The sequence below is a fragment of the Actinomyces sp. Z5 genome, from assembly GCF_003287795.1.
In the GTDB taxonomy this organism is placed as follows: domain Bacteria; phylum Actinomycetota; class Actinomycetes; order Actinomycetales; family Actinomycetaceae; genus Actinomyces; species Actinomyces glycerinitolerans.
This window is the reverse complement of record NZ_QMIN01000014.1, coordinates 40,641-52,393: the sequence shown is the minus strand read 5'-3', so window position 1 is coordinate 52,393 and position 11,753 is coordinate 40,641. Positions and strand designations below refer to the sequence as shown.

Here is an 11,753-nt window from a genome sequence, read left to right as displayed (position 1 = left end):
GTCCTGAGGCAGAACTGTCACCGATGTCCTGAGACATCACAACGACGGTTCGTACCCCTACCCCACGAACCGTCACCGGATGTGCCGAACCGTCGACCAGAACGTACGAACCGTCGCTGGATGTGCCGAACCGTCGACCCGAGCGTACGAACCGTCAGGCGAAGGCGCGAACCCTCACGCACGATCCGCCGTTGTCCGCCGTGATCCACCGCTGTCCGCCGTGATCCGCCGCTATCCGCCGAGATTCACGGTGAACTATCCCATCCCCGCTCATCGCGCCCGCCGGAGCACACACACAAACCACCACCCAGACACCCCACCCACAAACACGAAGAGCCGCTATACCTGTAGCGGCAGTACGTATTCGCCCGCATCGTGCCGACTGGCGCTGCCCGACGGCGTTATGAAGGTGAAGGGGACCGGGCTGGTCACCCGGACGGCGTCGGCGGTGCAGGACACCGTGATCGGGCCGGCCGGGGTGGGGGCACTGCCGTGCAGGCCGGATGCCAGATCTGGCCGCGGGGCGACGACGGCGCGTGCAAAACCGGGCTGCTCCGGTCGCACTCCCAGCACGTGGCGGACCAGGTCGGACGTGGGACAGGAGCTCCAGCCGTGGCACGGCGTGCCCCAACCCCAGCACTCTCCGAAGGTGTCGTAGCCGTCGGCCAGGAACTCGCTCCACCGGCGCATATCGTCCACGACGGCGTCCGTCCTTCCGGCCGCGGCCAGAGCCTCATGCACCAGCGCGGAGGCGAAGGGCTCCGCACGCACGTGCTCGGTCTCCGTGTCCCAGGTGACCCGCTGGACGCCATGAATGTTGTCAATGATCAGTTGCTCGTCGTACACACCGTTGGCGCCGATCCAGGAGCGGACCACCAGGTGCTCGGTGTCGGTGAGCAGCCGCACCACGTCCTCAGTGCGGTCCTCCGGGACCATTCCCGCCAGCAGGGGCAGTGCGGTTAGCCAACTGTGAGGCCGCCCGGGCGTCGCCGGAGCCGTCCACATGGTCCACATAGCAGCACCGCTGCGGATCCCACAGGTCCTCGAAGCCGGCCTTCACGCCGGCAAGCAGTTCGCGCGCCCAGGTGGCGTCCGCCGCGTTGCCGACGTCGGCGCTCATGCGGGCGTACTCGCCCAGTGCAAGCGCGAACAGGCCGTTGATCAGCGCCGAACGACCGTCGAGGAAGGTCGCGGACCAGTCCACGAGATTCCACTCCGAGGCGTCCGCCACCAGCCCGGAGTCGTCGACGTAGTCGGCATACCAGGTCAGGATGCGCCGTGCAATCGTCGGAGCGGGTCAGGTGCACCAGCTGGTGCACCCAGCCGTCGCCCACCCAGGCGCGCTGCTCGCGGGTCGGGCAATCGGTGAAGGCGTCCTTGGAGTTCAGTGCCACGGTGCGCCGCCCCGCCGCATGCAGCGCGTTCAACTCGGTATTGTCACTCAAATGCCAAGGGAGTGCCTAGCAGGAGTCTGCTCTGGAGAAAAATGCGCTCCCATTCGAGTAGAAGAACGGGTTGTGTGGGTAGATCGCCTTTTTGCCCGGCGCAATTCTCATGCATCGCGAATCAAATCCGGCGATGATAATAAACTTCACTCCTCGTGTTATTTTACAGTTGTTTGTGGCCTCTACGACGCCGCCGGTCATGACGGCGTTGCCGACCACCCATGTTGATGGGTGATTTCTGACTGAGATGCAATTTGGCACCGCAGCCTGTGCTGGTGGAGAGATGGCTAGTGCGCCAGGAATTGCCATTGCGCAGGTGGCGCAGAGGATCACGAGTTTCTTCAGGGGTGAGCATTTCATGGCAGTGCTCCAGTTGAGGGTGAATGCGAAGCAGGTCATACCCCGTGCGGGGGTGTCAGGCAACCTCTCGACGAGACTCATCTCAGGTGCCGCGCGAAAGTGGTTCAGTGCCTCATCTGGAACTGCCCGGGAGAGTTGCGGATCGTGGTGGGCATGGGGAGTGGGTTGTCGATGCAGGCTAGGGCGGAGATCACTAGGAAGTACGCGGGGCCGTATGCTGAGGCTGCCCCGAGAAGGACGGGGGAGAATGCGAGTGCATGCCGCTGTTGCCGGGGCCCGCTATAGGCGCAGATGAGTTTGTCGATGGTGGTGACCGCTACAGCCAGGAGGCCCGGCGTGAACCGGGCGTCGATGAGCACGGCGCCTAACGATCGCTATCTCGCCCCGGCCAGAGCCAATGACCAGCCAGCTGCGCGGCGAGAGCACCACTGAAGCCGGTTGAAGCCGGTCCGCTTGCGCAACACCCGCCGGTAGTCCGCAAGGCCGGTGGGTGAGGCTTCGTGCAGTCCCCGGGGTCTTCGAGGCCCGTAACCGTCGCCCATGCGCCCCCGGTGATGTGCCTATGTGCGTCGAGTGGTGGTGAGCCGTTGGTCGTAGGTAGTGGCGGTCCGTGGTTCAGGGGCTTGGTCTGGGATGATGGTGCCGGTAGTCAACCTGGGTCAATGGTTGTATCTATGTTCCGTCGACAAACAGTTCTAAAGTACGGCAGCAGTAAGGAGCAAACATGGCACGGCCCTCGGTGCGTGATGTGGCCGAACGGGCGGGAGTCTCGGTCGGCACGGTTTCACACGCGCTTAACCACCCCGAACGCGTCGCCCAACCCACCCTCGACCGCGTGCGCGCCGCCATCGACGAGCTCGGCTTCGTCCGTTCCGAGGCGGCCCGCCGCCTGCGTCACGGCGGCTCCTCTCTGGTGGGCGTACTCGTCCACGACATCTCCAACCCCTTCTTCACCGAGGCCGCCCGCGGCATTGAGGACCGCCTGCGTGAGGACGGCCGTATCCCCATGCTCGGCTCCACCGACTCAGATCCGGAGCGCGAGCGCGAACTGATGACCCTGCTGGCCGGCATGGACGTGCACGGCGTCATCGTCACCCCGTCCGCCTCCACGCTCGACAACCTCGCCGTCCTCGCCGGTCGCGGCATCCGCGTGGTGCTGATGGATCACCCCCCGATTTCCGCGGAGCTGTCCACCGTCTCCGGTGACGACGTCGCCGGTGCCCGTGCCGCCGTCGCCCACCTGATCGAACTCGGCCACCGCCGCATCGGGTTCGTAAACGGCCCGCTCACGGTGCGCCAGGCGGTGGACCGGCGCGACGGCGTCATTGCCGCGCTGACAGAGGCGGGCCTGGACCCGGAGGGGGCCCTCACGGAGATCGAGGCCGTCAGCGGTGGACAGGGCTTCACCGCGGATGCCGGCGCCGTCGGAGCGGCAGCGCTGCTGGGAGGCGACCCCAGGCCGACCGCGCTGTTCTGCGCCAACGACCAGCTCGCCATCGGTGCCATGCGGGAGATTCGCCGTCGCGGCCTGAGCATCCCGGGCGACGTCGCCCTCGTCGGCTATGACGACGTCTCCGTCGCCTCCGAACTCATCACCCCGCTGACCAGCGTGCGTCAACCCATGCGGGAGATGGGGGCGGCCGCCGCCGACCTCCTGCTGTCCGCCGACGGCGCGGTGCGCCACATCGTCTTCCCGCCCGAGCTCGTGGTCCGTGAGTCCACCGCCGGCAAGTGAGTCGTCGGCCGCGGCACCGGGGTACTAGCGGAGCGCCAACCAGCCCCGTGGCCAAGCGGCGTACCGCGTGGTCACTCGGCCGCACGGCGGCCGGCGCGGGAAATCCCGGCCAGGGCCCGGGCATAACCGGCGCCGATCTCCTGCGGGCTGACCGGCACGCCGTCGTAGGACCAGCTCAGCAGATGCTCGGCGTTGAAGCCCCGCGCGCAACGCGAACAGGAACACGGCAGCGCCGGGCGCCGCATCCGGTCCACGGTGTGCCCGGCGGGGCAGGTCCCCACCCAGCGTCCCGGCACGCGCGGTGCCTCACCGCTGACCAGCCGCCTGCCGGAGGCACCGATCCGGCGGGCCTCCGCGCGCCACACGGCGTCGTGCCCATGGGCCGCACCCACGCGGGCATGAGCGATCTCGTGCAGCACGGTCTCACGTACCTCGGACTCGTCATACAGCGCCATCAGCTGCCGGGACAGAGTGATACGCCGACGGGAGTGGTCGGCCTGCCCTGCCCGGCGCCGCGCGCGGTCGAATGACACCGACCAGTCGGCGACGTCGTGCTCCTCCATCAAGAGTTGGGCCAGCGGCAGCACGTCGGGCAGGTTCACGCCCCGAGCGTAGTTGATCCATGTCGGGTCCGGATGCACTGTCGAGGCCCCCGCCGCGTCCGGCTTCGCGCAGTCGGCGCCGGCGTATGGCAACATTGCTGCGATGTCACGTCCCGCCGACCGGCCGACGCGCCGCTCCCCGCAAAGCCGCACGCGCCACACCGCCGCCGACCACCGCGCGGTACGCGGAGCATCCGCCCGCAGCCGTTCAACGGCTCCGCGCGGCACCCGGCTGGCCAGGGCGGCCAGAGCCGGGGCGCGCGGACATGGCTCCCGCCGGCGCCGCGGAGGGCGACGCCACCACCGCCGACTCGGCCCGGTCGGCGTCTTCCTGACCGCCTTCCTGACCACGCTGCTGGTCGGATTGCTGGTGATGAATGCCGTCGACACCACGCCGGCCTCACCCGCTCCCACGGCGGCCACGAGGCCCGCCGCCATCGCTCGCGACATGACCGGCTTCGACGCCGAGCACATCATCGACGACGACGTCTTCTACGACTCCTCCGCCATGACCGCCACCGAGGTCGCCGCCTTCATCGACACCGTCAACGCGGGCTGTCAGAGCGGCGTCGACGGCACCCCCTGCCTGGCAGAGGCCACCTTCGACACCGAGGACCGCGAGGCCAGCACCGCCTGCCCCGGCGGTTACACCGCCGCCACGGGGGAGACGGCCGCCGAGGTCATCTCCCAGGTAGCCACCTCCTGCGACATCAACCCGCGCGTGCTGTTGGTCCTGTTGCAAAAAGAACAGGGACTGCTCACCGCCTCCGGGCTCACCCTGAACGAGAGCCGCTACCAGGCGGCCACCGGTTACGCCTGCCCCGACGGGCAGGAGTGCGACCCCGAATACGCCGGCTTCTTCCGTCAGCTGTATGGCGCTGCCTCCCAGTTCCAGACCTACCGGCTCGACCCGGCCGGCTTCCAGGTGGTTGCCGGCACGACCACGCAGTTGGCCTACTCGCCCGATGCGCTGTGCGGCAGCGGCGAGCTTACGCCCGCCAACCAGGCGACGGCGGGCCTGTACAACTACACGCCCTACCTGGCCAACACCGCTGCGGCCGACGGCGGCGACGACTGCACCAGTTGGGGCAACTGGAACTTCTACGGTTACTACCGCACGCTGTTCGGCGACCCCACGCCCTCGACCGCCGACTGATACGGCGCGCCGTCGAGGCGGTGCGGTGCTGGCCGCAAGCGTGTGAGGATTGCCTGCATGGATTGGCATCCGGTGCTGACGACCGTATGGGTTGTCCTGGAGTATGTGATCAAGTTCGTGGCGCTGGGGACCGTCCCGGAGAACCGTCGCCCATCGTCGTCCACCGCCTGGCTGCTGCTGATCTTCCTGCTGCCCGTGGTGGGCCTGCCCCTGTACCTCTTCCTGGGCAGCCCCTGGGTGCACGGCAAGCGCTACCAGCAGCAGCTCGAGGCCAATGCGGTCGTAAACGAGTTCGCCTCGGGTATGCCCGATGTGCCCGCCGGGGCGCGGCCGTCACCGCAGCTCAGTTCGGTGCTGCGGATGAACCGTAAACTCACCGGCCTGCCCTGTGTCACCGGGGAGGTCGTCGCCCTGCACCGGGACTCCGCCCAGACCTACGCCACCATGGCTCGCATCATCGATACGGCCCAGCACCATGTGCACGTCGAGTTCTACATCCAGAGCTGGGACGAGGTCACCGACGTCTTCTACGACGCGCTCGCCCGGGCCGCCGCCCGCGGCGTCACCGTGCGCCTACTGGTGGATCACCTCGGCTCGCGCAAGTATCCCGGCTGGAAGGACTTCGGCCGACGGCTCACCGCCGCGGGTATCCAGTGGCGGCTCATGATGCCGCTGCTGCCGCACAAACGGCGTTTCCGCCGCCCCGACCTGCGCAACCACCGCAAGGTCCTCACCATCGACGGTGAGCGTGCCTTCATCGGCTCGCACAACATCATCGACCCCACCTACCGGCTGCGCTCCAACATCCGGGCCGGACGCACCTGGGCCGACCTGTCCGTGGAGGTCACCGGGGACATTGTGGTGGAGGCCGAGACGGTCTTCGCCATGGACTGGTTCTTCGAGTCCGGCGAGGTGCTTCAGGTGCAGGACGCGCTTCTGGGGACGCCCGACGTGACCGAACTACTGGCCCGTAGGCCCTCGGTCGGCACGCCCGCGCCGCAGCCGGACCGGCCCGACGCCGTCGTCAACGCCATGCAATTGGTGCCCTCCGGGCCCGGCTACCCCACCGAACCGAATCGCCGGATGTTCGTATCCCTGATCGAGAACGCCACCCGGCGCGTGTCGATCACCAGCCCCTACTTCATCCCCGACGAGGCGCTGCTGGCCGCCATGACAACGGCCGCCTACCGCGGGGTCGACGTAGAACTGTTCGTCGGCAAGGAATCCGACCATCTGATCGTCAACCACGCTCAACGCTCCTACTACGGGGCGCTGCTCGCCGCCGGTGTGCGCATCTACCGGTACCCGGCGCCGACGGTTCTGCATGCCAAGTACCTGACGGTCGACGGCGAGGTCGGCGTCATCGGCAGCGCGAACATGGACTTCCGCTCCTTCGCCCTGAACTACGAGATGATGCTGCTTTCCTTCGGCGGCGACCTGGATGCGCTGCTCAGGGACAACGACGCCTACTACCGGCGTGTGTCCACCGAATTGACCGCTGCGGAGTGGGCGAAAGAACCCTGGTGGCGGCGCTACATCGACAACGTGTGCCGGTTGGTCTCCGCGGTCCTGTGAGGTCCCGGTTGGCGCATGGCGCCGGACGCCCGGTATTGGGCATCCCCGGTCAGCGGGCCCGCGGGCCGATGACAGGCACGGGAGTGCCGTCCCAACTGACGCCGCCGACGGTGGTCACGACCGGGCGTGCAGGCGCGACGAGAGTGTGCGGACCCATGCAGGGACGCAGGTCGAAGTCTGACGGAGTGCCCTCCTGGCGGTTCAACTGAATTGTGCAGTCGTGGAAGGAGACGTGTTCGATGCGACCTGCGGCGGCGTGGATGACGACCGCGTTGTCGCTGTGCGCCTGCACACGCTCGAAGCGCACGCCCTCAATGCACGAGTCGGCGAGGTTTGTTCCTATATCGCGCGGAACTAGGGTGAGGTGCACCGGTTCGCCAGAGCCCCACCACTCCGGCGAGAACCGTCTGGTGGAGATCGTGATGTCGCGGAAGACGATGCTGCGGGCGGTGCCCGGGTCGCGCAGCTGGAAGGCGATTCCGCGGTTGGAGCGGTTGATGGTGATGCGTTCGAAAAGAGCGTTGGCGAAGCCGCCGAAGCTCGAGGAGCCGAACTTGATCGCCGAGCTCTGGGACTCGAGCACGCAAACGCGCACGGTGAGGTTCTCGCACAGGCCGTAGCGCGCGGTCTCCTCGGTGCACTTGGCGCATATCGCGTCGTCACCGGTGGTGATGGTGCAGCTGTCGATGAGGGTGTTCGTGCAGCGGTCGATGTCGATGCCGTCAGTATTGGGCATGCGCATCTCGTTGCGGATCGTCACGTCCTGCACCGCCGTGTTGACGCACCCGACGAGATGGATCGTCCAGAAGGGCGCCCCGATGATGGTGATGTCCTTGATGAGAGGACCGCGGCAGTCCTCTAAGTAAACAGTCATCGGCCGGGGATAGTCGTAGAACCGCAGATGAGGAGCATCGCCCTGGTTCGGGGGGATGAACCGCTCGTAGCTGGCGTCGATACGGCCCCGGCCGCGCACACCGGCGCCGGTTAGGGACTTGCCGTAGATGAGTGCGCTGATCGGGGTGTCGTGACTGAGCAGCTCGAACGGGCCGGGACGCCGGGTATAGCGCTGCTCGTCCCCGCTCGCCTTCAGTGTTACGCCTTCCCCGAGGACAAGGGTGACATGGTCGCGCAGGACGAGCCCATCGACGAGCCAGGTGCCCGCGGATGACAGGACAACGTCACCGCCGCCACGGGCGGCCGCGGCGTCAATGGAGCCCTGGATCGCCCGGGTCACGGTGCACGGATCGCGTCTGGCCTCCTGGAGACCAGCCAGGGGTGCCAACGGGGTCAAACGGGGACGGGAGAAGAAAGTAGCGCTCATGGTGCGTCTCAGAATCTCACCACGATGTCCGCGCGCGCAGCCCGCCGCGATGAGTGCGAGTGCAGTCGTGACGCCGGACGAAGCTGCGAGCAGTGCCCCGCGTCCTCGACCGGGTCCCGGGCAGTAACGCGCTCGGCATGGGGGAGCGCAGTTGCTGAGCGGGACGTGGTGGCATGACCGGTACGGCCGGGTCGTTGACTCGGGCGTGCAGCATGAGGATACCCATGAAACTGAAGTTTGACAGATCGAAACAGGTCGCTTACTCTTCGTTCGATCTCGTTTGCAACGAAGGGAAGGAGATCCGCCATGCCTGCTGTTAAGGGCAAGCCGACAGTGCCCCCCACATCCATCCCACTCCCTACCGACGATGCGCAGACGTTCCCGGCGTCTTTGGCCATAACACGTCGCTCGCTGGCCAAAGGCGCCCTGTTGGCAGCATCCGGTTTGGCGCTCGCCGCCTGCGGCTCCGACGGCGACTCCTCCTCAAACTCGGAGACACCGAGCAGCTTGACGTTCTGGCTGTCCGGCGACGCCAACGAGGGCGGCGGTTACGCCGTGCTCGCCGAGGACTACGAGGCCGCCACAGGCATCCACATCGAAATCGTTGACGTCGCCTACGATGACTTCAACACCAAGTTGGTCAACGCGGCGCTAGCCGGTGACCTGCCGGACATCGGTCGTATCCCCTCGGTCGACCCGACCTTCTCCGAGGACCTTGTCGACCTCGCCGATGTCGCGAGCGAACGCAACATCATGAGTTCATTGCTGCTGCCGGACGACGACGGCAAGGTCCTCACCATCCCTGCCGCTGTTACCTCCGTTGGGCTCTTTGTAAACAAGTCCCTGTTCGAGCAGGCGGGGGTCTCCTACCCGACGTCCGAGGACGAGAGTTGGACCTGGGATGAATTCATCGAGACGACGACGAAGGTCAAGGAGGCCACCGGCGCCCGCTACAACCTGGTCATGGACCGCACATCGCACCGTCTGCGCGCCTTCCTCTACCAGTTCGGGTCCGAGGGTTTTGTTGAGGCGGACGACGGGACCTACTCCACGAACGACAACACGAAGAAGGCTCTGGAGTACTTCAGCAACATGAACGACGACGCGATCATGCCGCGTTCCGTGTGGCTGAGCGAGGACGACCCCTCCGCCCTGTTCAAGTCCGGCGAGGTCGTCGCCTACTACTCCGGCTGTTGGCAGCTCGCCGACTTCGAGGAGAACATCACCGACTTCGAGTGGGCCTCGGCATACATGCCGCAGCAGCCGACCCGTTCGACCAACATCGGTACCGGTGGCTTCCTCACCGCTTTCGATACCAATGGCAACGGTGGGGCGGCTAAGGAATTCATCTCTTGGGCGCTCGCCGAGGACCAGTACCGGAAGTACTGCAAGCTGGCTGCTGCGATCCCCGCTGTTGAGGACATGCAAGTCGACTACGACTTCGCACAGGACTCCTTCGAAATCTATGCGAAGGAGATTGCCGCGTCGCCTGATATCGCCGGCTACCAAGTGACTCAAGGCCTTGACTGGCAGAATCGCGGGCTGATCGTCGACGGCGACCCGCTGCGCGACGAGGTGATCAAGTACGTGTCCGGCGAGCAGGACGTCAATACGACGATCGACAGAATCATCGAGCAGTACGACGAGGCCGTCGCGAACGGCTGACACGACGGTTGCCGGGAGGGCGGCGTCGAGCCGCTCCTTCCAACACGTCACCGCGGGAACTCGAGGCGCCCCGGTGACAGAGGCCGACATGGCGTTGGGAAGAGCTATGGCGTCAGAAACAAACTTGGAAAGAACTCATAAGAAGCGGCGCTGGGGCAGGTCCCCGGGGACGTACCACTGGCAGCCGTTCGTCTTCGTTGCAGTGATTATTTTCCTCTACCTTGTGTTCTTCGTGTGGCCTGCCGCGAGTGGATTGTTCTACTCCTTCACGAACTACAAGGGGCGGGGCAGCTTCAGTGCGGTTGGGCTATCGAACTACGCAAAGCTGTTATCTGACAAGGACTTCTACTCGGCGCTGCTGCGCACTTTCGAATACACGGTTATCGCCGTGCCGCTGGGGTACGTCCTCTCGCTATTCTCCGCGGTCATACTCACAAGCAAGCGTGTCGTCGGTGCGGCCCCCGCCCGCATGCTGCTGTTCATGCCGTGGCTCATCTCCCCGATCGTAGTCGGCGTCATCTGGCGATGGATGTTCGGAGAGAGCTTCGGGCTGATCAACTATCTGCTCTCGTTGGTCGGACTCGGACAGCCGTCGTGGCAGACGAGCTCGAACTTGTCCCTGGCTGTCGTGATCTTCGCTGGTGCCTGGGCGGGGACGGCTTTCAATATGCTGCTCTTCATCGGCGCCCTCAAGAACGTCTCGACCAGCGTCAAGGAGGCTGCCGCCCTCGATGGCGCCTCCTCCTGGCAGACCTTCTGGCACATCATCCTGCCGTCTATCCGGCCGACATCTTTCATGGTTATCCTGTTGAGCACCCTGGGCTCAATGAAGGAGTTCGCCCTCGTCCAGGCCGTTAACGGCGGAGGCCCCGGAACGTCGAACAACTTCATCGTCCAGTACATCTACACCACCGGTTTCTCGCGGGCGAAGGTCGGCTATGCCAGCGCTGCATCGATGGTCCTCATGGTCATCCTGCTGATCCTATCCCTCGTCCAGCTTCGCCTTAACCGTGACAACGAGGCATGATATGGCTACGAGATCCAAGCGCATCAAAGAGGGTGGCCCGCAGGAGCGCAAATCCATCACATTAACGCTCCTCATGTGGGTTGTCGCCGCTATCTACGCGTTCCCCGTCCTGTGGTTCGTCCTGTCATCATTCAAATCGAACGGCGAGTTGTTCTCGTTCCCGCTGTCCTTCCTCCCGAGGAGCTGGACGCTCGGCGGGTACGCTGAGGCGTGGACCCGTTTCAACTTCGCCAATTACTTCAAGAACACCTTCATTGTCGCGTTCACGACGACCGTTCTTACAGTCATGGTGTCGGCCGCCACGGGCTACGCCCTGGCGAAGTACAAGAACCGCTGGCTCAAAGTGCTCTTCGTCTGCCTCCTCATGACGACGATGCTGCCCACCGAGGTTATCCTCTCTCCGACCTTCCTCGTCATCCGCGATCTGGGCCTGTACAACAATCTCGCAGGCCTCATCATGCCCTCAATCATGACCGCCACCGGCGTCTTCATGTTCCGTCAGTTCTATATGGGCGTTCCCGACGAGCTCCTGGAAGCCGCTCGCATCGATGGGTCCGGAGAATTCCAGACATTCTTCAGGATCATGCTGCCGCTCGCCAGGCCCACGGCTGTTACCCTGGCCATCTTCTCCTTCCAGTGGCGCTGGAACGACTACATCTGGCCCCTCATCGTCATCTCGGACAACGACAAGTACACCCTCCAGGTCGCGCTGCGTTCGATCGTCGGCGCCGAGAACATCAACTGGTCGGTGCTGCTGTCGGCCTCCGTGATCTCGATCCTGCCGCTGCTAGTCATATACCTCGTGTTCCAGCGCAACATCATGGACGCGAACCTTGGATCCGGAATCAAGGACTGAAAGAGGTCGAG

The 11,753-nt window shown here is 65.3% G+C and carries 12 protein-coding genes and 1 pseudogene; 6 read left to right on the top strand and 7 right to left on the bottom strand.

What is annotated here, in order from left to right; all coding sequences use genetic code 11:
- Positions 1–339: 339 nt before the first annotated feature.
- The 5 genes and pseudogenes from DRB06_RS01645 to DRB06_RS01635 all read right to left on the bottom strand — a co-directional run bounded on the left by DRB06_RS01645 (position 340) and on the right by DRB06_RS01635 (position 2,164).
- Positions 340–936 (bottom strand): hypothetical protein, encoded by a 597-nt coding sequence (locus DRB06_RS01645; protein WP_111818972.1) that lies wholly within the window; start codon positions 934–936, stop codon positions 340–342.
- A complete protein-coding gene (locus DRB06_RS16465; protein ID WP_111818971.1) occupies positions 914–1,204 on the bottom strand; it encodes a hypothetical protein in 291 nt (96 codons plus the stop codon). Before DRB06_RS16465 ends, DRB06_RS01645 begins: the two co-directional genes overlap by 23 nt.
- Before the next feature lie 94 nt (positions 1,205–1,298).
- A pseudogene (locus DRB06_RS16900) lies at positions 1,299–1,445 on the bottom strand (hypothetical protein); the annotation flags it as partial.
- A 15-nt stretch (positions 1,446–1,460) separates the two neighbouring features.
- Positions 1,461–1,886 (bottom strand): hypothetical protein, encoded by a 426-nt coding sequence (locus DRB06_RS15705; protein WP_146750775.1) that lies wholly within the window; start codon positions 1,884–1,886, stop codon positions 1,461–1,463.
- Between the two features lie 23 nt (positions 1,887–1,909).
- Complete coding sequence (locus DRB06_RS01635; protein ID WP_108968553.1) at positions 1,910–2,164, bottom strand: hypothetical protein; 255 nt, start codon at positions 2,162–2,164, stop codon at positions 1,910–1,912.
- Between the two features lie 365 nt (positions 2,165–2,529).
- Between DRB06_RS01635 and DRB06_RS01630 the strand changes: the two genes are divergently transcribed.
- The gene (locus DRB06_RS01630; protein WP_108968551.1) at positions 2,530–3,540 is read left to right on the top strand and encodes a LacI family DNA-binding transcriptional regulator; all 1,011 of its coding nucleotides are present in this window, start codon (positions 2,530–2,532) and stop codon (positions 3,538–3,540) included.
- A gap of 71 nt (positions 3,541–3,611) precedes the next feature.
- Here the strand turns inward: DRB06_RS01630 and DRB06_RS01625 are convergent, their stop codons facing one another.
- Positions 3,612–4,142 (bottom strand): SprT-like domain-containing protein, encoded by a 531-nt coding sequence (locus DRB06_RS01625; protein ID WP_073329111.1) that lies wholly within the window; start codon positions 4,140–4,142, stop codon positions 3,612–3,614.
- Positions 4,143–4,245: 103 nt separating this feature from the next.
- Here DRB06_RS01625 and DRB06_RS01620 point away from each other — a divergent pair, with 103 nt between their 5' ends.
- Positions 4,246–5,298: a hypothetical protein gene (locus DRB06_RS01620; RefSeq protein WP_258522108.1), complete on the top strand. Its 1,053-nt coding sequence runs from the start codon at positions 4,246–4,248 to the stop codon at positions 5,296–5,298.
- Positions 5,299–5,355: 57 nt separating this feature from the next.
- On the top strand, positions 5,356–6,873 hold the full coding sequence (gene cls, locus DRB06_RS01615) for a cardiolipin synthase (protein WP_108968549.1): 1,518 nt from the start codon (positions 5,356–5,358) through the stop codon (positions 6,871–6,873).
- A gap of 49 nt (positions 6,874–6,922) precedes the next feature.
- On the opposite strand, the gene DRB06_RS01610 is transcribed toward cls, so the two are convergent.
- Complete coding sequence (locus tag DRB06_RS01610) at positions 6,923–8,194, bottom strand: glycoside hydrolase family 28 protein (RefSeq protein WP_111818970.1); 1,272 nt, start codon at positions 8,192–8,194, stop codon at positions 6,923–6,925.
- 306 nt (positions 8,195–8,500) lie between these two features.
- Between DRB06_RS01610 and DRB06_RS01605 the strand changes: the two genes are divergently transcribed.
- The 3 genes from DRB06_RS01605 to DRB06_RS01595 all read left to right on the top strand — a co-directional run bounded on the left by DRB06_RS01605 (position 8,501) and on the right by DRB06_RS01595 (position 11,742).
- Positions 8,501–9,859 carry an ABC transporter substrate-binding protein gene (locus DRB06_RS01605; protein ID WP_108968544.1) on the top strand — a complete coding sequence of 453 codons (1,359 nt, stop codon included), beginning with the start codon at positions 8,501–8,503 and terminating at the stop codon, positions 9,857–9,859.
- Positions 9,860–10,061: 202 nt separating this feature from the next.
- The gene (locus DRB06_RS01600; RefSeq protein ID WP_258522107.1) at positions 10,062–10,886 is read left to right on the top strand and encodes a carbohydrate ABC transporter permease; all 825 of its coding nucleotides are present in this window, start codon (positions 10,062–10,064) and stop codon (positions 10,884–10,886) included.
- A 1-nt stretch (position 10,887) separates the two neighbouring features.
- Positions 10,888–11,742 carry a carbohydrate ABC transporter permease gene (locus DRB06_RS01595; RefSeq protein ID WP_073329119.1) on the top strand — a complete coding sequence of 285 codons (855 nt, stop codon included), beginning with the start codon at positions 10,888–10,890 and terminating at the stop codon, positions 11,740–11,742.
- The last annotated feature ends 11 nt before the right edge of the window (positions 11,743–11,753 follow it).

Excerpts from the sequence above, each read along its gene's own strand:
- cls (WP_108968549.1), top strand. The coding sequence starts at position 5,356 with ATGGATTGGCATCCGGTGCTGACGACCGTATGGGTTGTCCTGGAGTAT.
- DRB06_RS01610 (WP_111818970.1), bottom strand. The coding sequence starts at position 8,194 with ATGAGCGCTACTTTCTTCTCCCGTCCCCGTTTGACCCCGTTGGCACCC.
- DRB06_RS01595 (WP_073329119.1), top strand. The coding sequence starts at position 10,888 with ATGGCTACGAGATCCAAGCGCATCAAAGAGGGTGGCCCGCAGGAGCGC.
- DRB06_RS01605 (WP_108968544.1), top strand. The coding sequence starts at position 8,501 with ATGCCTGCTGTTAAGGGCAAGCCGACAGTGCCCCCCACATCCATCCCA.
- DRB06_RS01620 (WP_258522108.1), top strand. The coding sequence starts at position 4,246 with ATGTCACGTCCCGCCGACCGGCCGACGCGCCGCTCCCCGCAAAGCCGC.
- DRB06_RS01630 (WP_108968551.1), top strand. The coding sequence starts at position 2,530 with ATGGCACGGCCCTCGGTGCGTGATGTGGCCGAACGGGCGGGAGTCTCG.
- DRB06_RS15705 (WP_146750775.1), bottom strand. The coding sequence starts at position 1,886 with ATGAGTCTCGTCGAGAGGTTGCCTGACACCCCCGCACGGGGTATGACC.
- DRB06_RS01645 (WP_111818972.1), bottom strand. The coding sequence starts at position 936 with ATGGTCCCGGAGGACCGCACTGAGGACGTGGTGCGGCTGCTCACCGAC.